The organism is Streptomyces sp. NPDC002386 (genome assembly GCF_053593175.1).
The window spans coordinates 192622-218041 of record NZ_JBSFBX010000007.1; the positions used below are offsets into that span (position 1 = coordinate 192622).

Annotated in this window: 4 protein-coding genes; all 4 read left to right on the forward strand. The window is 75.7% G+C overall.

Features of this window, described 5'->3' with window-relative positions; translation table 11 throughout:
* The first annotated feature begins 44 nt into the window (after window positions 1–44).
* The 4 genes from ACWCPN_RS16560 (at window position 45) to fabD (ending at window position 25354) form a co-directional block, all read left to right on the forward strand.
* Window positions 45–1178: an adenine nucleotide alpha hydrolase family protein gene (locus ACWCPN_RS16560; RefSeq protein WP_199212360.1), complete on the forward strand. Its 1134-nt coding sequence runs from the start codon at window positions 45–47 to the stop codon at window positions 1176–1178.
* A gap of 29 nt (window positions 1179–1207) precedes the next feature.
* Window positions 1208–3856: a type I polyketide synthase gene (locus ACWCPN_RS16565; RefSeq protein WP_451206384.1), complete on the forward strand. Its 2649-nt coding sequence runs from the start codon at window positions 1208–1210 to the stop codon at window positions 3854–3856.
* 136 nt (window positions 3857–3992) lie between these two features.
* Entirely contained in the window at window positions 3993–22088 is an 18096-nt protein-coding gene (locus ACWCPN_RS16570; RefSeq protein ID WP_451206387.1) for an amino acid adenylation domain-containing protein, read from the forward strand.
* Entirely contained in the window at window positions 22085–25354 is a 3270-nt protein-coding gene (gene fabD / locus ACWCPN_RS16575) for an ACP S-malonyltransferase (protein WP_451206389.1), read from the forward strand. Before ACWCPN_RS16570 ends, fabD begins: the two co-directional genes overlap by 4 nt.
* Window positions 25355–25420: the final 66 nt, after the last annotated feature.

A 25420-nucleotide genomic window follows, 5' to 3' on the forward strand; every position in this document is an offset into this window, starting at 1 on the left:
CACACACCGCACAGCCGTATCCGACGGGTTCCACAGGGGGTTCCGTGTCCAGTTGCACCGTCTGCTCGCTCAAGGCCGATCACCCGGGGGTGGTGCTGGACGACCAGGGGGTGTGCAACCTGTGCAACCTGGACTTCGCCTCCGACCTCCTCGTCAACTACCGCTACACCAGTGAGGTGTTCACCGAGTTCCAGCAGGCGAAGGCCGGACCGGGTGAGTACGACTGCCTGTTCATGTACAGCGGCGGCAAGGACAGCACGTACATGCTGGACAAGTTCGCCAACGAGTACGGCAAGCGGGTGCTCGCCTTCACCTTCGACGTGCCCTTCGAGAGCGTGCACGCCGCGCAGAACATCGCGCTCGCCCGGGAGAAGATCCCGGCGACGTTCGTCCTCGACGCCGACGACGACAACATCAAGCTGATGATGCGCGAGGTGTTCAACCGCCCCGCGCCCAAGAAGCCGGGCAACTACCTCGACGAGAAGCTGCCCTGCGTCTCCTGCCGCACCTTCTTCGTGCTCCGCGCCATCCTCATGGCCTACCGGCAGAAGATCCCGTACATCGCGCTGTGCGCCGACCCGCAGCAGATCCTCACCATGGAGTCCAACGTCCGCGAGATCGTGCGCGGTTTCTACAAGACGTTCGGCGAGCGGCTCACCGACACCCTCTTCGGCGGACAGCTCGAGGAACTGCTCTTCGACGACGACGAGAACCTGCCGAAGATCGTCTTCCCGTTCATCGCGATGCGCCACGACTACGACCCCGACCGGATCGTCGAGGAACTGCGCGCCAAGGGCCTGTACGAGTCCTCGCCGATGGAGACCCACTGCACGCTCTTCCCGCTCCTGAACTACTACTCGTTCAAGAACTTCGACTGCATGTTCTACAAGCTCAACGCGGCCAGCCACGTCCGGTCCGTCAAGCGCAACGCCTCGTACGACCGGAACACCTTCAGCATCAAGTTCCCCCGCTCGCTCGACCTCGCGGACGTCGAGGAGCGGCTCGGCACGGTGGTCCGGGAGATCGCCGCCGGCGAGGGCGACCGCGACGAGCACGAACGCGCCCTGATCGACCTGTTCCAGCGCATGGACGCCGGCGAGGACGCCGCCCGTTTCGTCGCCCGGAGCTTCCTCGACATGCGGTCCGTCGCCGCGGACCTCGGCATACAGCTCGGCTGAGACACCAGCAGCAACAGGAGACAACCACCATGACCCCTTCCGACTCCGACATCGCCATCGTCGGCATGGCCTGCCGGTTCCCGGGCGCGGACTCCGTCGAGCGGTTCTGGGACGTGCTCAGCGAGGGCCGCGAGACCCTGACCCGCTACACCGACGAGGAACTGCTCGCCGCCGGCGTACCCGCCGAACGGCTGGCCGACCCCCGCTACGTCCGGGCCGCCCAGACCATCGACGGCACCGACCTGTTCGACTCCGAGCTGTTCCAGTTCACCCACGACGAGGCCGAGATCCTCGACCCGCAGCACCGCGTCTTCCTGGAGTGCGCCCTGGAGGCCCTGCAGCGGGCCGGATACGACCCCGGGCGCACCGACGGGCACATCGGCGTCTACGCGGGCGCCGGCCTCAACACCTACCTGCTGCACAACCTCGGCGAGCGCTACCGGGCCGCGTCCACCGTCGACCACTACCGGCTGATGCTCGCCAACGACAAGGACTTCCTGGCCACCCGGGTGTCCTACAAGCTCGACCTGCGCGGCCCCAGCATGAGCGTCAACACCGCCTGCTCCACCTCCCTGGTCGCCGTGCACACCGCCTGCCTCGCCCTGCTCGGCGGCGAGTGCGACATGGCCCTCGTCGGCGCCGTCCACCTCGCGCCGCCGCGTCAGGGCTACCAGTACCAGGACGGCATGATCTTCTCTCCCGACGGCCACTGCCGGGCCTTCGACGCCGAGGCCCGGGGCACCGTCATCGGCAGCGGCGCGGGCGTCGTCGTCCTCAAGCGGCTCTCCGAGGCGCTCGCCGACGGCGACTGGATCCACGCCGTCGTGAAGGGCTCCGCCGTCAACAACGACGGCTCCGCCAAGACCGGTTACACCGCGCCCAGCATCGCCGGGCAGGCCGAGGTCATCGCCGACGCCCAGGACGTGGCCGACGTCGACCCCGCGAGCGTCGGCTACGTCGAGGCGCACGGCACCGGCACCCCGCTCGGCGACCCGATCGAGGTCGCCGCGCTCACCGAGGCGTTCCGGCGGGGCGGCGCCGAGGGCACCGGGACTTGCGCGCTCGGCTCGGTGAAGACCAACATCGGCCACCTCGACACCGCGGCCGGGATGGCCGGCCTGATCAAGGCCGCCCTGATGCTGGAGCACCGCACGCTGGTGCCGAGCCTGCACTACACCCGGCCCAACCCCGAGATCGACTTCGCCGCCAGCCCGTTCTACGTCAACACCGGCACCACCGACTGGAAGGCCGAGGGCGACCACCCGCTGCGGGCCGGCGTCAGTTCCTTCGGCATCGGCGGCACCAACGCCCACGTCGTCCTGGAGGAGCCGCCGGCCCGCACCGAGACGGACCCGGGCCGCGCCCCGGAGCTGCTGGTGCTCTCCGCGCGCTCCGAGAACTCCCTGAAGCAGTCCGCCGGCGCGCTCGCCCGCCACCTCAGGGCTCGCCCCGGCCTCGACCTCACCGCCGTCGCGCAGACTCTCGGGCTCGGCCGCCGCGCCCACCCGCACCGGCTCGCCGTGGTCGCCCGCGGCACCCGCGAGGCCGCCATGGCCCTCGCCCTCGGCGACGAGGCACGCACCCGGCGGGGCGTCGCCGGAGCCGACGGGACCGGCGCCGTGCTGGTCCTCACCGGCACCGGCGCCGACGCGGCGGACACCGCCGAGCTGTACGGCGCGGTGCCCGCCTACCGGGACGCCGCCGACGCCTGCGCCGCCGCCCTCGGCCGGGCCGGCCGCACCGCGGACCTGCTCGCCGGGGACGACCCGCACGCGGACTTCGCCCACGAGTACGCCCTCGCGACCGCCCTCACCGCATGGGGCCTCACCCCGGCCGGCCTCGCCGCGGCCGGCACCGGAACGGCCGTCGCCGCGGCCCTGTCCGGGGCGCTCCCGCTCGCCGCCGCCCTCGCCCTCGCCACCGGCACCCGGCCGGAGCGCGCGCAGGCGCCCCGGCTGCCCGTCCTCAGTCCGCGCACCGGCCGCTGGATGACCGAGGACGAGGCCCGCGACCCCGCGGCCTGGACCGGCCCGGCCTCCCTCGACGCGCTGGACGCGCTGCTCGCCGGCACCGGCGGCTTCGCCCTCCCGCTCACCCCGCCGGACGGCGCCCCGGCCGGCCACGCCCACCTGCTCACCGTCGCCGCGCAGGCGTGGACACTCGGCGCCGCCCTCGACTTCGCGGCCGTCCACGGCGACCGGGACGTCCACCGCGTCCCGCTGCCCACCCAGCCCTTCGAACGGCGCCGCCACTGGGTGGAGCCCGGCAGCCACGGCCCCGCCACCGGGACCGGCCAGGACGACGACCGGCTGCTGCACCGGTTCGACCCGGACGACCCCGAGCACAACGTGCGGCTCGTCACCGACTACCTCACCGGCGAGATCGGCAAGGTGCTCGGCGGCCGCGACCGCGCCGTGCCCGACACCAACCTCTTCGACCTCGGCCTCGACTCGCTGGTCCTGATCGAGGTCGTCGCCAAGCTCGGCGAGCAACTCGACTTCGAGGTCCCGGCCACGGCCTTCGTCGAGTTCCCCACCATCCGGTCCTTCGTCGGCAACCTCGCCGAGCTGATGGGCCTGGCACCGGCGCCCGGCACCGGAGCGGCCGCGCCGGCCGAACCGGCCCGCGTGTCCCGGCGCGCCCAGCGGGCCGCGGCGCGCGCCACGGACCCGGCCTGACCCCCGGCGGCCCCGGACGTACCGCACCGGCCGCCACCTCACCCGACCGGGGCCGGCCACGGCCCCGGCCGGACCGCCCACCGGCGGCGAACTCCCGGCCCGCGGCGGCCGATCGAAGACCTGAGAGAGAGCAACTGTGGACGACAAGCGCAAGCTGCTGCTGAGCCTGCTGGCCGCCCGCGACCCGGGCCAGACCCCGGCGGCAGGCGACGGCGTGGCGATCGTCGGCGTCTCCGGCCGCTACCCGCTGGCCGGCACCGTCGGCGAGCTGTGGGAGAACCTGCGGGCGGGCCGGCACTGCATCCGCGAGGTGCCCGCCGACCGCTGGGACGCCGACACGCACTACGACCCCGCGGGGACCCACGGCAGCTACAGCAAGTGGGCGGGGTTCATCGACGACGTCGACAAGTTCGACCCGCTCTTCTTCCAGATCTCGCCCGCCGACGCCGAGGCCATGGACCCGCAGGAACGCCTCTTCCTGCAGACCGCCGCCGCCGTCCTGGACGACGCCGGCCACCCGGCCGCCCGGCTCGCCGCACAGGGACCGGTCGGCGTCTTCGTCGGCGTCATGAACAACAACTACGAGTGGATGGGCGGCGAGGCGAACGCGCGCGGCGTGCGCACCGACGCCCACTCCAACCACTGGTCGATCGCCAACCGGGTGTCCTACACCTTCGACTTCACCGGCCCCAGCCTCGCCGTCGACACCGCCTGCTCCGCCTCGCTCACCGCGATCCACCTGGCCTGCGAGAGCATCCGGGCGGGGGAGTGCCGGGCCGCCGTGGCCGGCGGGGTCAACCTGATCCTGCACCCCATGCACCTGCGCATGCTGGCGGACCGCGGGATGATCTCCCACGACGACCGGCTGAAGAGCTTCGGCGCCGGCGCCGACGGCTTCGTGGACGGCGAGGGCGTGGGCGCCGTGCTGCTGCGCCCGCTCGCCGACGCCGTCGCGGACGGTGACCGCGTGCTCGGCGTCATCCGCGGCTCCGCCATCAACGCCGGCGGCAAGACCGGCGGTTACACCGTGCCCAGCGCCGCCGCGCAGGCCGAGGTGATCCGGGCCGCGCTGCGGCGCGCCCGGGTGGAGCCGGCCGGAATCGGCTACGTGGAGGCCCACGGCACCGGCACCCCGCTCGGCGACCCCATCGAGATCGCCGGTCTCACCGAGGCGTTCGGCGGGCGGTCCGGCGCCGAGCGGCCGGCCGTCGCCGTCGGCTCGGTCAAGTCCAACATCGGCCACCTGGAGTCCGCGGCCGGCATCGCCGGACTGACCAAGGTGCTGCTCCAGCTGCGGCACCGCGCGCTGGCCCCGTCGCTGAACTCCGCCCGCCGCAACCCCGACATCGAGTTCTCCGGCACGCCCTTCGAGATCCAGCAGGCCCTCGCCCCCTGGACCCCGGCCGAGCCCGGCGCGCCGCTGCGCGCGCTCGTCAGCTCTTTCGGCGGAGGCGGCGCCAACGCCTGCGTCCTGGTGGAGGAGTACCGGCCGGAGACCGACGGCCGGCCGGCCGCCGAACCGGACGGCGAGCAGCTGCTGGTGCTCTCCGCCAAGAGCGAGGACCGGCTGCGCGCCGCCGCCGCGGACCTGGCCGCCCATCTGCGCCGCGCCGCCGAACCGGCCCCGGACGCGGACCCCGACAGGGCGCTCGCCGAGGCGCAGCGCCTGTGCCTGGACCTCGCCGCGCGCACCGTCGGCGTGCCCGCCGAACACCTCGACCTGGGCACCGACCTGGCCGAATGCGGGTTCTCCGTCACCGAACGCGCCCGCTACCAGGAACTGCTCGCCGCCGAACTGGACGGCGAACCGCCCGCCGCGCTCGGCGCGGCGGCCACCATCGGCGCCGTCGCGGCCGCGGTGGCGGCCGCCCGGCGCTCGGCGCCCGCCACCGCGCCCGCGGCCGGTGCGCCGTCGCTCGCCGACGTCGCCCACACCCTTCAGGCGGGCCGCACGGCCCACGAGTTCCGCCTCGCCCTGCCCGCCCGCCGGTTCTCCGACGCGGCCGCGGCGCTGGAGGCGTACGCCGTCGGGGGGACCGACGCACGGATCACCACCGGCCGCGCCACCCGCGCCCGCGTCGTCCTCACCGGAACCGAGGCCGAGGCCCTGGAAGCGGCCCTGGACCGGCGGGACCTGACGGCGGTCGCCGAGCGCTGGGTCGCGGGCGCCGACGTCGACTGGTCCCGCGTCACCCCCGCGACGGCCAGGCGGACCGAGCTGCCCTCCTACCCCTTCGCCCGCAAGCGGTACTGGATACCCCAGCCGCCCGCCGCCCCCGCCGCGCCGGTCCCCGAACCCGCCGTGGAACTGCCCGACTTCTACCGCCCGGTGTGGGTGCGCGAGGCCGCTCCCGCCGCTCCCGCCGCCCCGCGCGCCGGACGGACCGTCGTACTGGTCACCGCCGCCTCACGGCGGCTCGGCGAGGCGATCGCGGCCCGCGACCCGCTCGCCCGGGTCGACCTCGTCGCGCTCGACGAACAGCCCCTGGAGACCTGGCTGAAGGCCACCGAGGGCGCCGACCTGGTGATCCACCTCGGCGGCGCGGGCGCCGCCGTCACCGACGCCGTCGGCCTCGGCGAGGCGCGCGCACACCTGCGGCACGGCCCGCTGTCCCTGTTCCACCTGGCGCGCACCCTCGCCCCCGCCCGCCTCGTCGTGGTCACCAGCGACGTGCACGCGGTCGCCGGCGGCACCGCCGCCAACCCGTTCGCCGCCGGACTGCACGGACTGCTCCAGGTCGTCGCCAAGGAACGGCCCGACCTGAGCGTCAGCGGCCTCGACTACGCGGTCGCCGACCTCGACGGCGACCGCGCCACCGAGGCCCTCGTGGACGCCGTCCTGGCCGCCCCCGCCGACCCCGCGGGACGCACCGTCGCCCTGCGCGGCGGGGTCCGCTACGTGCGCCGCCTGGGCCGGGTCACCCTGCCCGAACCCGGCCCCGTCTTCCGCGACCGCGGCGTCTACCTGCTCGTCGGCGGCACCGGCGGCATCGCCCAGGAACTCAGCCGCCATCTCGCCCGGCACCACCGGGCCCGCCTGGTCTGGTTCAGCCGCAACGAGCCCGGCCCCGCGCAGCGCGCGGTCGCCGACGAGATCCGCGCCCTCGGCGGCGACGTCACCCACGTCCCCGGCGACGCCTGCTCGGCCGCCGACCTGACCGCCGCCGTCGACGAGGCACACCGCCGCTACGGCGCCCTGCACGGCGTCGTGCACGCCGCCATGTCCTTCGACAACCACCCGCTGGCCGAACTGGACGAGGCCGCCTTCACCGCCGCCGTCGAGGTCAAGACCGTGGGTGCCGCCGCGCTCGCCGCCGCCGTGGCCGGCCGGCCGCTGGACTTCCTGGCCTACTTCTCCTCCGCCGGCTCCTTCGGCAGCTTCGCCGGCAACGGCGCCTACATCTGCGCCTCCGCCACCGAGGACGCCTACGCCCTGTTCCTGCGCGACCGGCTGCCCCACCCCGTCACCGTCGTCAACCAGGGGTACTGGGGCCAGGTCGGCTCCGGCGCGCGGCCGGGCCTCGCGGAGATCTTCGCCGGACTCGGCATCCGCGACTTCGGCCCCGCCGAGGGCATCGCCGCCGTGCGCCGCGTCCTCGGCAGCGGACTGCCGCAGGCGATGCCGATCCGCGCCGGACGGCGCGCCCTGGAGGCCATGGGCCACGACCCGGCCCTGGACGGCGAACTGGCGGCCGGCGGCCACCCGGCCACCCTCGCCGGATCCGCCGCGGAGCTGGCGGCCGGACCGGGCCCGGACCCCGCCGCCCGCCGCGTCCTCACCGGCTACGAGGAACTGGAGGCCGTCTCCGCGCCCATGCTGCTCGGCGTCTACCAGCGCATGGGCGTCCTGCGGCGCTCCGGCGAGCGGCACGGCGCCGCGGAGCTGCGCACCCGCCTCGGCATCCTGGACCGGTTCACCCGCCTGCACGAGGCACTGCTCAACATCCTCACGGAGGCCGGCTACCTGACCCGCGACGGCGACCGGATCACCACCACCGCGGCCGTCGACACCGTGGACCAGGCCGAGGCGGCCGGCCGCTGGGAGGCGGAGTTCGACCGGATCGCCGAAGCCCACCCCGACATCGAACCCACCGTCACCCTCAACCGGCTCTTCCTCGACGCCTACCCGCGCATCCTGCGCGGCGAGGTGGGCGCCACCGAGATCATGTTCCCCGGCTCCTCGATGAAGCTGGTGCAGAACTTCTACAAGGGCAACCCGCTCACCGACTCCTTCAACGTCCTCGTCCGCGACACCGTCCGGCACTTCCTCGAAGCCCGGCTGCCGCAGCTCCCCGCCGACCGCGGCATCGAGGTGGTCGAACTCGGCGCGGGCACCGGCGCCACCAGCGAACGCGTCCTGCCCGCCCTGGCACGCCACGCCGACCGGGTCGGCTACACCTTCACCGACATCTCGCCCCGCTTCCTGGAACACGGCCGCGAACGTTTCGCCGCCCAGTACCCCTTCGCCCGCTTCCAGGTGCTCAACCTCGAACGCGGGCTGGCCGAACAGGGCTTCACCCCGGCCACCGCCGACCTGGTGCTCGCCACCAACGTCGTGCACGCCACCAGCGACCTGCGGGCCACCCTGCGCAAGGCCAAGGCCCTGCTGCGCCCCGGCGGCTGGCTGGTGCTCAACGAGCTGACCTCCGTACGGCCCCTGCTCACCATCGGCGGCGGTGTCCTGGAGGGCTGGTGGGCGTTCGGGGACGGCGAACTGCGGCTCCCGGACTCGCCGCTGGCCTCCCCCGGGGGCTGGACGCGGCTGCTGCACGAGGAGGGCTACGCCCCCGTCACCGCCCTCGGCGCCGACGACCCGGCGCTGGGCCAGACCGTGCTGGTCGCCGAGAGCGACGGCGTCGTGCTCACCTCGGACCCGGCCCCCCGCCCCACCGCCCCGGCCCCGTCCCGCCCCGCCGGGCCGCAGGCCGCCCAGGCTCCGGCCGCCGAGCCGGCCGGCCCTGCCGCCGGCGGCGCCGACGGCGTGGGGGAGCGGCTGCGGGAACTCGTCGAGCGCGTCCTGAAGCTCGACGAGCGGATCGACGCCGACCGGCCGCTCGCCGACTACGGATTCGACTCGCTCAGCGGCATGAAGATCGTCGCCGCCGTGGACGAGACGTTCGGCGTCGCCGTGCCGCTCGGCGACTTCTTCGAACGCCCCACCCTGCGCGAGCTGACCGCCCACCTCACCGCCGGCTGGCTGGCCGACGCGGCCGCCCCGCAAGCCGCACCGGCCGACGCCGCGCCGGCCCCGGCCGGGCGGCGGAGCGAGGACCCCGGTCCGGGATCCGGCGCGGCCGCCGAACTCGTCCTGCGCCCCCGGACCGACGCGGAGAGCCACGTCCACCCGCTGAGCGAGGGCCAGCGCGCGCTGTGGGTGATCGAGCAGATCGCCCCCGGCACCTACGCGTACAACCTGCCCCTCGCCCTCTGGCTCGACCGGGACCTCGACGTCCTCGCGCTGCGCACCGTCCTGCAGGACGTCGTGGACCGGCACGAGGCGCTGCGCGCGACCCTCCGCACCGGCGACGACGGCACCCCGTACGTCCGGGTCGCCGCCGAACCCGAACTGCCCTTCCAGCAGGTCTTCCTGACCTCCGTCACCGACGACGACCTGCGCGAGCGGATGCGCGCCGACCTGCGCCGCCCGTTCGAGCTGCCCACCGGGCCGCTGGTGCGGGCCACGCTCTACACCCTCGGCGACGGCCGCAACGCGCTGCTGCTCACCTTCCACCACGCGGTGTTCGACGGCGTCTCCATCGCCCTGCTGCTGCGCGAACTGGAGCGCGGCTACCGGGCGGTCCGCTCCGGCCTGGCACCGGACCCGGAGCGCCCCGCCCGCGGCTACGCCGACTTCGCCGCCTGGCAGCGCGACCTGCTCGCCGGCGACGAGGGCGCACGGCTGCGCGCCTACTGGACCGAACGGCTGGACGGCCGCCGCACCACCGTCCCGCTGCCGCTGGACCGGCCCCGCCCGGCCGTCCCCGGCCACCGCGGGGCGAGCCTGGACGGGCACATCCCGCAGGACGTCACGAGCCGGGTCCGCGCGCTGGCGTCCGCGGAGCAGACCTCCCTGTTCGGCGTGGTCCTCACGGCCTGGTTCGCGCTGCTGCACCGCTACGCCGACCAGGACGACATCGCCGTGGGCACGCCCACCGCCGGCCGGCCGCCGAGCGGCTACGACGACGTGCTCGGCTACTTCATGAACATGGTCGTGCTGGCCGAACGCGTCGACGGCGGCGAGGAGTTCCGCCGTCTGCTCGGCCGCGTCCACCGGACCGTGCTGGACGCCCTGGAACACAGCGCCTACCCGCTGATCACCCTCGCCGAGGACCTGCGCCGGGCCGACCCCGAGACCGGCGCCCCGTTCAACGTCGCCTTCTACTTCCAGAACTGGACGCGCGCCGCCCGTACCGGCGGACCCGCGGACGCCGTCGTGCTCGGCCCGGTCGAAGGCGTCCACCAGGAGGGCGAGTTCGACCTCACCCTGGAGGTGGTGGAGCAGGCCGAGGGCTGCCGCTACACCCTGAAGTACGACCCCGACCTGTTCGACGAGGCCACCGTGGCCCGTCTCGGCGAGCACTTCGCCACCCTGCTGGCCGCGGCCGTGGACCGGCCCGCCACCGCCGTCGGCGAGCTGGACCTGCTCACCGCCCCCGAACGGGCCCTGCTCGCCGCGCCGGAGCCCGCCGACTACCCCGAGGACACCCTCGTCTGGCAGCTCGTACGGCGCCAGGCCGAGGCACGGCCCGACGCGACCGCGGTCCGCCACCGCGGCACCGAGCTGACGTACCGCGAACTCACCGAACGCGTCGACGCCCTCGCCGCCCGGCTGACCGCGGCCGGCGTCGGCCGGGGCCGCACCGTGGGCGTCCTGCTGCCGCGCGACGCCGGTCTCCCCGTCGCGCTGCTCGCCGTCCAGGCGGCCGGCGGCACCTACGTGCCGCTCGATCCCGCCTACCCGCGCGACCGCCTCGCCTACATGGCCGAGGACGCGAAGCTCCACCTGATGCTCACCCACTCGTCGGTGACCGGCGACCCCGGCGGTGTGCCCCGGCTCGTCGTGGACACCGGCGAACAGCCGCCCGCCCTGCCCGCGCCGGGCCCGGCCGGCCCCTCCGACACCGCGTACGTCATCTACACCTCCGGGTCCACCGGCCGCCCCAAGGGCGTGTGCGTCCCGCACCGCGCGCTGACCAATTTCCTGTGGTCGATGGCCCGCGAGCCCGGCTGCGGCCCGGGTGACACCCTGCTGGCCCTGACCACCGTCTGCTTCGACATCTCCGGTCTCGAGCTGTACCTGCCGCTGATCACCGGAGCGACGGTCGAGATCCTCCCGGCCGAGGACGCCCGGGACGGCCTGCGGCTGCGCGAGGCGCTGGAGGCGAGCGCGGCCACCGTCGTCCAGGCCACCCCGGCCACCTGGAGCATGCTGCTCGCGGCCGGCTGGCGGGGCGACACCCGGCTGAAGGTGCTGTGCGGCGGCGAGGCGCTGCCCGCGGACACCGCCGAGGCCCTGCTCGCCGGGAACCAGGAGGTGTGGAACCTCTACGGGCCCACCGAGACCACCATCTGGTCCGCGGCCCGCCGCCTCGCGCCCGGTGAGCGCGTCACCATCGGCACGCCCATCGCCAACACCGTCCTGCACGTCCTGGACGGCGCCCGCAGGCCCGTCCCCACCGGAGTGCCCGGCGAGCTGTACATCGGCGGCCACGGCGTCGCGGACGGCTACCTCGGCCGGCCCGAACTGACCGCCGAGCGCTTCCTGCCCGACCCGTCCGGCGCCGGCCCCGACGCCCGCGTGTACCGCACGGGCGACCTGGTGCGCCGCCTGGCGGACGGCCGGATCGAGTACCTCGGCCGGATCGACTCCCAGGTCAAGGTGCGCGGCTTCCGGGTGGAGCTGGAGGAGATCGAGGCCACCCTGCGCCGCCTCGACGGCGTCCGTGAGGCCGTTGTCGTGGCCCGGGGCGCCGCCGCGGGCTCGCACACCCTGCTCGCCTGCTACGTCCTCGACGACGGCGCGGCCGAGCCCACCCGCGACCGGCTCGGCGCCTGGCTGCCCGAGCACATGGTCCCGGAGACCCTGCTCCGCGTCACCGGGTTCCCGCGCACCCTGAACGAGAAGGTGGACCGGGGCACCCTCGCCGCCCTGCCGCTGCCCGAACTGCGCGCCCGCTTCGGCGCCGGACCCGCGAGCCGGGAACCGGCGTCCGCCGCGCGGCCCGCCGCCGCGGGCGGCCGTACGGCGCTCGAGACCGACCTGGCCCGCATGGTCGCCGGCCTGACCGGCCTGCGCCCCGAGGACATCGGCACCCACACCCCGCTCGGCGAGACGGGCATGAACTCGGTGAGCTTCACGGCGCTCAGCGCCGAGCTGCGCAAGGCGTACGGCATCACCGTCTACCCGACCCTCTTCTACCGCCGGGGCACCCTGCACGCCCTCGCCGAGCACCTGTGGCGGGAGCACGCCCACGAGCTGCCGGCCCGCTTCGCCACCGCGGGCACCGACGGCGGGACGCCGGAACCGGGCGGCTCCACCGGGGCGCGCGCGGTCACCGTGACGCGGGACGCGAACGCGTCCGCCACGCGGGCGCCGGGCACCTCCGGCGACGGGCGGCACACTCCCGCCGACGTCGCCGTCATCGGCATGGCCGGCCGGCTGCCCGGCTCCGCCGACCTGGAGGAGTTCTGGACGCATCTGGCCGCCGGGGACGACCTGGTCGGCGAGATCCCCGCCGACCGCTGGGACTGGCGCGACCACCCGCGCTCCCGTTCCCGCTGGGGCGGCTTCGCACCCGGCGTCGACCGGTTCGACGCCGCGTTCTTCGGTATCTCGCCCCGCGAGGCCGAACTCATGGACCCGCAGCAGCGGCTGATGCTGGAGACGGTCTGGTCGGCCGTCGAGGACGCCGGGTACCGGCCGTCCGAGCTGGCCGGAAAGCGCGTCGGCGTGTTCGTCGCCGTCACCAACTCCGACTACCTGGAGGTGCAGCGGGCGGCGGGACGCGGCACCGAGGGCCACACCCTCACCGGTGCCGCCCTGTCCGTCATCCCCAACCGGGTGTCGTACCTGCTGGACCTGCGCGGCCCGAGCATCGCCGTCGACACCGCCTGCTCCGGTTCGCTGACCGCCGTCCACCAGGCCTGTGCCGCCCTACGCGACGGCACCTGCGACCTGGCCATCGCGGGCGGCGTCAGCCTCATCCTGGCCCCCGGCGTGTACGAGGCGCTGAGCCAGGGAGAGATGCTCAGCCCCGACGGCCGCTGCAAGGCGTTCGACAGCCGCGCCGACGGCTACGTACGCGGCGAGGGCGCGGGCGTGGTCCTGCTCAAGCCGCACGAACGGGCCCGCCGCGACGGCGACGCCGTGCACGCCGTGATCAAGGCCGCCGCCGTCAACCACGGCGGCCGGACCACCTCGCTCACCGCACCCAACCCCGACGCCCAGGCCGACCTGCTCGTCGACGCCTACCGGGGCGCCGGCGTGCCGCTGGACACCGTCGGCTACATCGAGGCGCACGGCACCGGCACCGCGCTGGGCGACCCGATCGAGACCACCGGTCTGAGCACCGCGTTCCGGCGGATCCGGGCGGAGCAGGGGCTCGCGGAACCCGCGCGGCCCTGCGCCATCGGCTCGGTGAAGACCAACATCGGCCACCTGGAGGCCGCCGCCGGCATCGCCGGCCTGTTCAAGGTGGTCCTCGCCCTGCGGCACGGCACCATCCCGGCCAGCCTGCACTTCCGCGAGCGGAATCCCTACCTGGATCTCGACGGCGGCCCGTTCGAGGTGGCCGCCACCGCCCGGCCCTGGCCGCGTCCGCTGGACGCCGCCGGAGCGGAGCGGCCGCGCCGCGGCGGCGTCAGCTCCTTCGGCTTCGGCGGGGCTAACGCGCACATCGTTCTGGAGGAACCACCCATGCCGGATGACCGCGACGACAGCGCGGCCGAGCAGCTCTTCGTGCTCTCCGCCCGTGACGGCGAGGCGCTGCGCCGCTCCGCCCAGCGGCTCGCCGACCACCTCGGGCGGCACGACGTCCCGGCCGCCGACCTCGCCCACACCCTGCAGACGGGCCGCGAGCCCATGGCGCACCGGCTCGCCGTCGTCGCGGACAGCGCCGCCGGACTGCGCGCCGAACTGCTGGCGCACCTGGCCGGGCGGCCCTCGGCGGTGCGCACCGGCCGGGCGGCCGACGACCGGCCCGGCACCCCGGCCGCCGGCTCCGGCGACCTGCGGGGCCACGCCGCCGACTGGCTGCGCGGCGCCGACGTCGACTGGTCCGCCCTCCACCGGGGCGCCCCCCGCCGCCGGGTCCACCTGCCGGCCTACCCCTTCGCCGGGCCCCGTCACTGGGCGACGTCCGGCCCCGCCGACCCGGCGGTCTCCGCCGCCGGGGAAGCCGCCGGTCCGGGCACCCCCGCCCGGCTGCACCCCACCCTCCTGGACACCGACGTCTCCGCTCCCGGTGAGCACGTGTACGCCAAGACGCTCACCGGGGACGAGTTCTTCCTGCGCGACCACGTCGTCGGCGGCGAGCGCGTCCTGCCCGGCGTGGCCTACGTGGAGATGGGCCGCCTGGCCGGTGAACTCGCCGCCGCCGGGACCCCCGTACGCGGGGTGGACGACCTGGTGTGGGCCGCGCCGGTACGGCTCCCGGCGGGCCGGTCCGAGCACCGGCTGACCGTCCGGGTCGGCGGTGACGGCGCGCACCGCTCCTTCGAGGTGTGCGGCGACGGCGCGGGCGCGCCGGTGCACGCCGCCGGCACCCTCCGCCCGGACGCACCGGACTCCCGGCCCGCCCGGGTCGACCTGGCCGGCGTCCGCGCCCGCACCCCCCGCGTCGTCACCGGCGCGGACTGCTACGCGGGCTTCACCCGGCTCGGGTTCGCCTACGGCCCCGCCTTCCAGGTGATCGAGGAGATCGCCGAGGGCCCGGACGAGGTGCTGGCCACCCTGGCGCTGCCCCAGGCACTGCACGCCGACGCCGGGGCGTACGCCTTCCACCCGGCGCTGCTCGACGCCGCCCTGCAGACGGCCGGCCGGCTGGTGCCGGGCGCCGGCGACCCGGCGGGCCCGGCACCGTACCTGCCGTTCTCGCTCGGCGCGGCCCGGCTGCACGCCCCGCTGCCCCGGCGGGTCTTCGCCCACGCCAGGCCGGCCGCGCGCCCGGCTCCCGAGGGATCGCTCTCCTTCGACGTCGCCCTGCTCGACGAGCACGGCGCCGCCCTCGTCACCCTGGAGTCCTTCACCCTGCGGGCCCTGCCCACGGCCGGCACCGTCGCCGCATTCGAACCCGGGTGGCAGCCCGCGCCCCGGCGCCGGCCGGGCCCGGCCGGCACGGTCCTGCTGCTGACCCCCGCCGACGGCACCCCGGCCGCGACCGAGGAGGCGCACCTCGGCGCCGCGCTGCGCGCGGCCGGCGCCGAGGTGCGCCGCGTCCCGCTGGGCCCGGGCTTCGACGCCGCCGCGGCCGTCCGCGCCGCGGGGGCCGGCCCGGTCCGCGTCCTGCACCTGTCCGCGGGCGAAGCGGACTGCGACGCGGCCGTGGAGTCCGGATTCCACACCGCGCTGGCCTTCCTGAGGGCCTGGCAGCTCGAACGGCACGACGCGCTGACCTATCTCCACGTCCACCCCGAGCCGGCCGCCTCGCCCGCCGACCCGGCCCTGGCCGCCTTCGCGCGCTCGGTCCGCCTGGAGCACCCGGCCATCGCCTTCGGCGTGCTCGCGGTCGCGGCCGGCACCCCGGCCCGGGACGTCGTCGGCGAACTCCTCGCCGAGGGCGGCCCGGAGACCGAGGCCCGGATCACGCCGGACGGCACCGAGCGCCGTTCCTGGCACCGGACCACGCTGCCGGCCCGCTCCGGCCCGGCCTTCACCGGTGCCGGCGCGCACATCGTCACCGGCGGCACCGGGGCGCTCGGCCTGCTCGCCGCCGAGCACATCGCCGCCGCCCGCCGCGCGGCCGGGGTGACCGGCGGCGGCATCGTCCTCGCCGCCCGCACCGCGCCCGACGCCGCCACGCGGGCCCGCGTCGACGCCCTCGGCGCCCGCCTCGTGCTCGCCGACGTCGCCGACCCGGAGGACGTGCGCGCGCTGATCGACGAGGCGCGCGGCGCCCACGGCCACGTCAGCGGTGTCCTGCACGCGGCCGGTGTGCTGCGCGACGGGCTGCTGCGCGGCAAGGAACGCGCCGACGCGGACGCCGTGCTGGCGGCCAAGGTGCGCGGCACCACCCTGCTGGACGAGGCCACCGCCGCGGAACCGCTGGACTACTTCGTCGTCTACTCCTCCGCCGCGGCCGCGTTCGGCAACGCCGGCCAGACCGACTACGCCTTCGCGGGCGGGTTCCTCGACCGCTTCGCCGAACACCGCGAGGAGCGGCGGCGGGCGGGCGCCCGCCGGGGCCGCACCCTGTCCGCAGCCTGGCCGGTGTGGTCCGAGGGCGGGATGCGCATCGACGCCAAGGCCGAGGAGTACATGGACCGCGTGCTCGGCATGCGCCCGCTGGCCACCCGTCCCGCCCTGGACGCGCTGGAGCGGGCCCTCGCCGGCACCGCCCCGGCCCTGCTGCTCGCCCCCGGCGACCCGGCCCGCATCCTCACCGCCCTGTCCGGCGCCCCGGCCGCGCCGCCCGCCGCACCCCGGCCCGGTGCCGACGCCGCCCCGTCCCCCGCGGAGGGTTCCGGATCGCGCGAGGAGGCCGAGCGGCTGGTCCTGCGGCTGCTGGCACAGGAGCTGAAGACGCCGGAGGCGGACATCACCGTCACCGAGCCCTTCGACCGGTACGGAGTGGACTCCCTGATCACCATGAGCCTCATCCGCGGCCTGGAGCAGCACGTCGGACCGCTGTCGAAGACCCTGCTCTTCGAGCACGTGACCGTCCGCGACCTGGCCGCCCACCTCGCCGCCGCCCACCCCGGCGCCTTCGCCGCCGCACCGGCGCCGCGCCGGCCGGAACCGGCGACCGCCGGGAACGCACCGGCCGCCCCCGCGACCGGGCAGGCCGCCGCCGGGAACGCACCGATCGCCCCCGCGACCGGGCAGGCCGCCGGTACCCCGCGGCCCGCCCCGGCGGCGGTGACGGTCCCCGCCGTGCCCACCGGCGGCGCCGACGACGACATCGCCGTCATCGGTGTCGCCGGGCGCTACCCCCAGGCCGGCGACGTCACCGAGTTCTGGCGCAACCTGCGCGACGGCCGCGACAGCGTCGAGGAGATCCCGGGCGACCGCTGGGACCACGGAGTCTTCTTCGACCCGGACAAGTCGGCCACCGGCAAGACCTACGGCAAGTGGGGCGGGTTCGTGCCCGGCGCCGACCGCTTCGACCCGCTGTTCTTCCGGATGTCGCAGATCGAGGCCGAGCACACCGACCCGCAGGAGAGGGTCTTCCTGGAGACCGTCTGGCACCTGCTGGAGGACGCCGGCTACACCCGCGAGCGACTGCGCGGGGGACGCACCGGCGTGTTCGTCGGCATGATGTACGGCCACTACCAGCTCTACGGCGTGCGGGACGCGCTGCACGGCGAGGGCTTCGCGACCTCCTCGTCGTACGCCTCCGTCGCGAACCGGGTGTCGTACTTCTTCGACTTCACCGGTCCCAGCGTCGCCCTGGACACCATGTGCTCCTCGTCGCTGGTCACCATCCACCAGGCCTGCCTGGCCATCCGCAACGGCGACTGCGACGTCGCGGTGGCGGGCGGGGTCAACATCTCCAGCCACCCGGTGAAGTTCCTCCAGCTCGCCCAGCGCGGCTTCCTCGCGGAGGACGGCCGCTGCCGCAGCTTCGGGGAGGGCGGCACCGGCTACGTCCCGGCCGAGGGCTCCGGCGCCGTGCTGCTCAAGCGCCTGGACGCGGCCGTCGCCGACGGCGACCGCGTACTCGCCGTGGTCAAGGCCTCGGCCGTCAACCACGGCGGAGCGGGCGCCGGTTACAGCGTCCCCAACCCCCGGGCCCAGGGCGACCTGGTGCGGGCCGCGCTGGACCGCGCCGGACTGCGCCCCGCCGACCTCGACTACCTCGAGGCGCACGGCACCGGGACCGCGCTCGGCGACCCGGTCGAGGTCAACGGCATGCTGCGGGCCTTCGAGGGCGACCTGCCCGAGCGGCTGCCCATCGGCTCGGTCAAGTCCAACATCGGGCACGCCGAGTCGGCCGCCGGCATCGCCGCGATCACCAAGGTGCTGCTGCAGATGCGGCACGGCGAGCTGGCCCCGTCCCTGCACGCCGACCGCCTCAACCCGAACATCGACTTCACGTCGACCCCGTTCGAGGTCCAGCGCGAGCGGGCGCCCTGGCCGCGCCGGGTGACGGCGGACGGCGCCGTGCGGCCGCGGACCGCGGGCGTCAGCTCCTTCGGCGCCGGCGGCACCAACGCCCACATCATCCTTCAGGAGCACCTCGGCCCGGACGCGCCCGCCCCGGCCGCGGCGGCCGGGCCGCACCTGGCGGTCCTCTCCGCCCGGGACGCCGACCGGCTGCTCGCGCAGGCCCGGCGGCTGGCCGCCCACCTGCGCGCGGAGACCGGCGGGATGACGGCCCAGCAGGTCGCCTGGACCCTGCAGACCGGGCGCGAGGCCATGGCCCACCGGCTCGCCGTCCTCTTCGAGGATCTGCCCGGACTCGCGGCACGGCTGGAGGAGTTCGCGGCCGGTGCCGGTCCCGCCGGCGGCTGGACCGGCGTGGTCGACCCGCGCCGCCCCGCCCCCGGCACACCGCCGTCCGCCGGCCCCGAGGCCCTGGCCGAGGCCTGGACCCGGGGGCAGACCGTCGACTGGACGGTCCTGCACCGCGGCGGCAATCCGGGCCGGGTGGCCCTGCCCGGCTATCCCTTCGCCGGGGACCGGGTCTGGCTGGCCGCCGCCGACGCCGAACTGGCCGCCCTCACCGGCGCGCCGGCGGACGGGGGCATGCTCCTCACCCGGCGGTGGACGCCCGCCCCGCCCGTCGCCCGCACGGCACTGCCGGGCCTGACCGCCGTCCTGGCCGCACCCGGCACCGAGGCACTGGCCGCCCGGCTCGCCGCCCTGCTGCCCGCCGCCGAGGTGCTCACCACCGACCGGCTGGACGCCGAACTCGGCGCGGACGGCACCCGCTGGGACCGCTTCGACGCCGTCGTCGACCTGGCGGGCTGCGCCGGCACCGGTCCGGCCCCCGACCACACCGCACTGCCCACCTGGCTGCGCTGGCTCCAGCATCTCGTCGACCGCGGCCGCCGCGACCTGCGCGCGCTGCTGGTCACCCGCGTCACCCCCGAGGGCGCACCCGGCCTCGGCGGCGCGGCCCGCATCGGCCTGTACCGGATGCTGCAGAGCGAGTACCGCCACGTACGGTCCCGTCACGTGGAGATCGACGGCGCGGCCGGCGACGAGCGGCTCTGCCGCTGGGTGGCCGACGAGCTGTGCCACGACGACGAGCCCGCCGAGGTCGCCTACCGCGACGGCGTCCGGCACCTGGCCCGGCTCACCGAGGAACCCGGCGGGACGGCCACCGCGCCCCGCTTCCCGGCCGGCCACGTGCTCTGGGTCACCGGCGGCACACGCGGCATCGGACTGCTGACCGCACGTCACTTCGTCGCCGAGCACGGCGTGCGCAAGCTGGTCCTCACCGGACGCGAGGAACTGCCGCCGCGCGCCGAGTGGGCCACGCACATCGCCCAGGACGGCCCCCTGGGCCGCAAGCTCCGCCCGCTGGCCGAACTGGCGGACCAGGGCGTGGAACTTGAGGTCCTCGCGGTACCGCTGGAGGAGCGGGAGGCGCTCGCCAAGGCCCTCGCCGACGTCAGCGGGCGGCTCGGCCCGGTCGGCGGCGTGGTGCACAGCGCGGGCGTCACCGACTTCGAGAACCCGGCGTTCGTGCGCAAGCCCCACTCCGGCGTCGCCCGTGTCCTCGGCCCGAAGGTGTTCGGCCTCGACGCCCTCGTCGAGGTGTTCCGCGACGAGCCGCTGAGCCTGTTCGTCGTGTACTCCTCCATCGCCGCCGCCGTACCCGCCCTCGCGGTCGGCCAGAGCGACTACGCCATGGCCAACGCCTACCTGGACGCGGTCGCCCTGCACCGCCCGTACGGGCTCCCGCTGGTCAGCGTGCAGTGGCCGAGCTGGAAGGACACCGGCATGGGCGAGGCCCGCAGCGCCGCCTACCAGGCCTCCGGGCTGGCGGCGCTCGCGGACGACCAGGGACTCGCCCTGCTGGAGCGGGCGCTGGGCAGCGGCGCCCGGGTGGTCATGCCGGTCGTGCCGCGCCCGGACGCCGGCTTCGACCCCGGACGTCTGACCGCCCGCCGCCTGGACCCGGCGCCGGCCGCGCCCGCGCCCACCGGCTCCACCGCTCCCGCCCAGGGGACGGACGGGGACGCCGGGGTGCGCGCGGCGGTCGAGGCGGCCGCGTCCTGGCTGCTCGACCGGCTCGCCGAGGAGCTGCGCTTCGACCGTGCCCGGCTCTCGGGTGATGTACCGGTCCAGGACTACGGCATGGACTCGATCATGGTCTCCCAGCTCGTCCAGTCCGTCGCCAAGCGCCTGGACGTCTCCGTCGACCCGTCGGCGCTGCTCGAACACCCGACCGTCGACGCCTTCGCCGGGTACCTCGCCGAGGCGCACCGCCCGGAACTCCTCGCCGTCTTCGGCGCTCCGATGCCGGACACCGCGCCCGGATCCGTGCCCGCACCCACGCCCGCGTCCGTCCCCGCACCCGGCTCCGTCCCGGCCGGACCTGCGGCCGGCCTCCCCGTGAACGGCTCCCCGGGCGGACGGGACACCGTCCCGGCGCCCGTCCCGGCGTCCACCGCGTCCGCCGCGCAGGACGCTTCGGACATCGCGGTCGTGGGCCTCTCCTGCCGCTTCCCCGACGCCGGCTCCGCCGACGCCTACTGGGAGCTGCTGCGCGAGGGCCGTTCGGCGCTGCGGCCGGTCCCCGAGGAGCGCTTCGGCCGCCCGCTCGGGCACCACGCCGGCCTGCTGCCGGGCGTCCTGCGGTTCGACCCGGAGGCGTTCCTGCTGTCCGAGGCGGACGTGGCCGCCATGGACCCGCAGGCGCTGCTGCTGCTGGAAGAGGTCAACAGCGCCGTGCACCACGCCGGTTACCGGCCCGCCGACCTCAAGGGCCGCCGGATCGGCGTGTACGTCGGCGGCCGCGCCACCCACACCCCGGACCCGGGTGCGCTGGAGCGGTCCAGGAACCCCGTCGTGGTGACCGGGCAGAACTACCTGGCGGCGAACGTCTCGCAGTTCTTCGACTTCCAGGGCCCGAGCCTGGTCGTGGACACCGCCTGTTCCTCCGCGCTGGTCGCGATGGACACCGCCGTGCAGGCGCTGCGGTCCGGTTCGCTGGAGGCGGCGGTCGTCGCCGGGGTGAGCCTGCTCGCCGACGACCGGGCGCACCAGGTCTTCGGCCGGCGCGGACTGCTCAACCCGGGACCGGAGTTCCACGTCTTCGACCGCAGGGCCGCCGGACTCGTCCTCGGCGAGGGTGTCGGTGTCGTGGTGCTCAAGCCGCTGGCGGCCGCCCGTGCCGCCGGCGACCGGGTGCTCGCGGTGCTGCGCGGCATCGCCGTCAACAACGACGGCCGTACCGCGGGACCGGCCACCCCCAACCTCCAGGCGCAGAAGGCCGTGATGACCGAGGCGCTCGCCCGCAGCGGCCACGCCCCGGCGGACATCGGCTGGGTGGAGACCAACGCCACCGGGGCCGCCGTCACCGACCTGCTCGAACTGAAGGCGATCGACGGCGTCTACGGCACCGCCACGGCCCGCTCGGCCCCGGTCGCCCTCGGCTCCGTCAAGCCGAACATCGGGCACCCGCTGGCCGCCGAGGGCATCGCCGCCTTCATCAAGGTGGTGCTGATGCTCCAGCACCGCACCCAGGTGCCGTTCCGCTCCGGGCAGGAGCCGCTGCCGCACTTCGACCTGGACGCCTCCGCGCTGTACTTCCCGCGCGCGGCGGCCCCCTGGCCGGCCACCGCCGAAGCCGCCGCGCTCAACTGCTTCGCGGACGGCGGCACCAACGCGCACCTGCTGCTCGCGCCGGCCCCGGCGGACCACCGCGCCACCCGCGCCCCGCTGCCCGAGCCGCCGCTCGACCGCAGGGTCGTCGTACGGGGCGCCGGCGGCCGTCCCGAGGACCCCGCCGTGCCCGCGGCACCCGCCGTGCCCGCGGCACCCGCCGTGCCCGCCGTGCCCGCGGCACCGGCGGCGGCCGAGCCCGCGACGGCGGGCCTGTTCTGGGACACGTACCGATGAGCGGCACCGCGCCGGAAGCGCTGCCCGTGGTCTTCATGTTCTCCGGGCAGGGCTCGCAGTACTACGGCATGGGCCGGGAGCTCTTCGCCGAGAACGAGGTGTTCCGGGCGGCGCTGCGCCGCTACGACGACGTCGTGGCCGAGGAGCTGGGCGAGTCCGTGCTCGCCCGGCTGTTCGACCCGGACCGGCGCCGCAACGACCCCTTCACCGACACCCGGCTCACGCACCCGGCGATCGTCATGACCGAGCTCGCCCTCGCCGAGACCCTGCGCTCGGCCGGGGTGGAGCCCGACCACCTGCTGGGCTCCAGCCTGGGCGAGTACGCCGCGGCCGCCGTGTCCGGCAGCATCGCGCCCGACACCTGCCTGCGACTGCTGGTCCGCCAGGCCGAGGGGCTCGGGGCCGGACCGCGCGGCGGCATGCTCGCCGTGCTCGCCCGGCCCGGCGTCCTGGACCGGGTGCCCGAGCTGCGGGCCTGCGAGATCGCCGCCCGCAACTATCCGGGTCACTTCGTGGTCGCCGGCACGGACGACGACCTCGACCGGGCCGAGGCCGCGCTGCGCCGCGCCGACGTGCTGCACCAGCGCGTCCCCGTCGAGTACGCCTACCACTCCCGTCTGATGGACGAGGTGCTCGACGCGTGCCGGCCCTCACTGGACGAGGTCGGGTTCGCCCCGCCGTCCCTGCCCTGGGTGTCCTGCGTGGACGGGGAGCCGGTCGAGCGGCCGAGCGCCGAGCACTTCTGGCAGGTGGCCCGGCGGCCCATCGAGTTCCAGCTGACCATGGACCGGATGCGCGCCCGCGGCGACTTCCTCTACCTGGACCTCGGCCCCTCGGGCACCCTGCACAACTTCGTACGAGGCAATCTCCCGGCGGGCACGCGATCGAGGTCGCTCGCCCTCCTCAGCCCGTTCGGCCACGACCCGGGCCTGCTGGACAGGGCCCGCGAACTGGCCGCCCCGGCGACACGGAACCGACCGAAGACACCAAGGAAGGCACATCGCATGAAGGTCTACGGTTTCCCCGGCCAGGGGTCCCAGACGCGGGGCATGGGCCGGCAGCTTTTCGAGAAGTACCCCGAGCACACCGCGACCGCCGACCGGGTGCTCGGCTACTCGCTCGCCGAGCTGTGCGTCGACGACCCCGAACGGCGCCTGGGGCAGACGCAGTTCACCCAGCCCGCGCTCTACGCCGTGAGCGCCCTCGGCCACCTGGAGCGGCAGGCCGAGGACCCCGCGCCGGCCGACTACCTGATCGGCCACAGCCTCGGCGAGTACGTGGCCCTGTTCGCCGCCGGCGTCTTCGACTTCGAGACCGGGCTGCGCCTGGTGCAGCGGCGCGGCGCGCTGATGGCCGAGGCCGGCGGCGGCGGCATGGCGGCCGTGGTCGGTCTGGACGAGGCGGGTCTGCCGCGGGTCCTGGCCGAGGCGGGCATCGAGGACGTCGACATCGCCAACCACAACGCCCCCGACCAGATCGTGCTCTCCGGCCCGCGCGAGTCCCTCGAGACGGCCTGCGCCGCCGTGGAGGCCGCGGGTGCCCGCGCGGTGCGGCTCAACGTCAGCGCCCCCTTCCACTCCCGCTACATGCGCGGTACGGCCGAGGAGTTCGCCCGCTTCCTCGACGGGTTCACGCTGCGGGCGCCCGACGTTCCGGTGCTGGCCAACGTGGACGGGCAGCCGTACGGCCCCGACGCGATCAAGGAGACGCTGACCGCGCAGATCGTCTCGCCGGTCCGCTGGACCGACACGGTGCGCCGGCTCATGGGCCACGGCGACTTCGACTTCGTGGAGATCGGACCCGGCCGGGTGCTGACCAACCTGGTCGCGAAGATCAGGAAGACCGCCGAGCCGCTGCCCGTCCCCACCCCGCGCCCCGTCCCCGTGACGCCCGCGCCCGGCCCGCACACCCCGTCCGTGTCCCGGTCGGCCGCCGCCGAGACAGCGGTCACCGCGCCGGCCGCCGCCGAGGCACCGGTCACCGCGCCGGCCGCCGCCGCGGTGAGCGCCGACACCCTGGGCGCCGCCACCTTCCGGGAGCGCTACGGCCTGCGCCGCGCCTACCTGCTGGGCTCGCTGTACGGCGGGATCTCGGGCCGCCAGATGCTCGGCGCCGCCGCGAAGGCGGGCCTGCTCGGCTTCCTCGGCACCGGCGGCCTGACCCTGGAGGAGGTCGACGGCCGGCTCCGGGAACTGGCCGGCGACCTCGGCCTCGGCGGCGCCTTCGGCGTCAACCTGCTCTACCGGCACGGCGCCCCGCAGGAGGAGTCGGCGCTGGTCGACCTGCTGCTGCGGCACGGCATCGACCTGGTGGAGGCCTCCGGCTTCCCGCTGATCACCCCGGCCCTGGTGCGGTTCCGGCTCAAGGGCGGTCGGATCATCGCCAAGGTCAGCCGCACCGACGTGGCGGCGGAGTTCCTGGCCCCGCCGCCCGAGCGGCTGGTCGCCCGGCTGGTGGAGACCGGCGAGGTCACCGCCGAGGAGGCGCGGGCGGCGGGCGGCCGGCCGATGGCGGACGACCTGTGCGTGGAGGCCGACGGCGGCTGGCTGACCAGCAGCGCCGACCTGCTGACCCTGCTCCCCGCCGTGCTGCGGCTGCGTGACGCGGCCACCACCGCGTCCGGGCACCGGGTCCACGTGGGCTGCGCGGGCGGCCTCGGCACCCCGGAGGCGGTGTCGGCGGCGTTCCTGCTCGGCGCGGAGTTCGTGCTGACCGGCTCCGTCAACCAGTGCTCCGCCGAGGCCGCCACCAGCGCCGAGGTGAAGGAGGTCCTGCAGGCGGCGCGCGAGTACGACGTGGACACGGCGCCGTGGGGCGAGCTGTTCGAGTTCGGCACCCGGGCCCGCTACCTCAAGCGGGGCCTGTTCTTCCCGGCGCGGGCGTCCCGGCTGCACGAGCTGTGGCGCCGGCACGCCTCCACGGCCGAGCTGGACGACGAGACGACGGCCCAGATCCTCGACCGCTACCTGGGCGGCGCCCACCCGGCGCCCGCGGCGCCCGGAGCGGACCCGAAGCAGGAACTGGCGGAGTTCTTCCGGGCCTACTTCACCCGCGGCTTCCGGCTCGCGGTGACCGGCGACGACCGGCACCGGGTCGACTACCTGGTGCACTGCGGACCGGCGATGGGCGCCTTCAACCAGGTGGTCGAGGGCACCGCTCTCCAGCCGTGGTCCGCCCGCACGGTGGAGGCGATCGCCGACGCCCTGATGGAGGGCGCGGCCGCCCGTCTCACCGCCCGGCTGAACGCCTTCCACCGGGCCGGCTGACCCCGGCGGGCCGGGCGGAGGAGCGAGCCGCACCTCCGCCCGGACCGCCCGGCCCGCCCGGCCCGC

What these genes read in the sequence shown, in the direction of transcription:
- ACWCPN_RS16565 (WP_451206384.1), top strand. Translation starts at nt 1,208, where the DNA reads ATGACCCCTTCCGACTCCGACATCGCCATCGTCGGCATGGCCTGCCGG.
- fabD (WP_451206389.1), top strand. Translation starts at nt 22,085, where the DNA reads ATGAGCGGCACCGCGCCGGAAGCGCTGCCCGTGGTCTTCATGTTCTCC.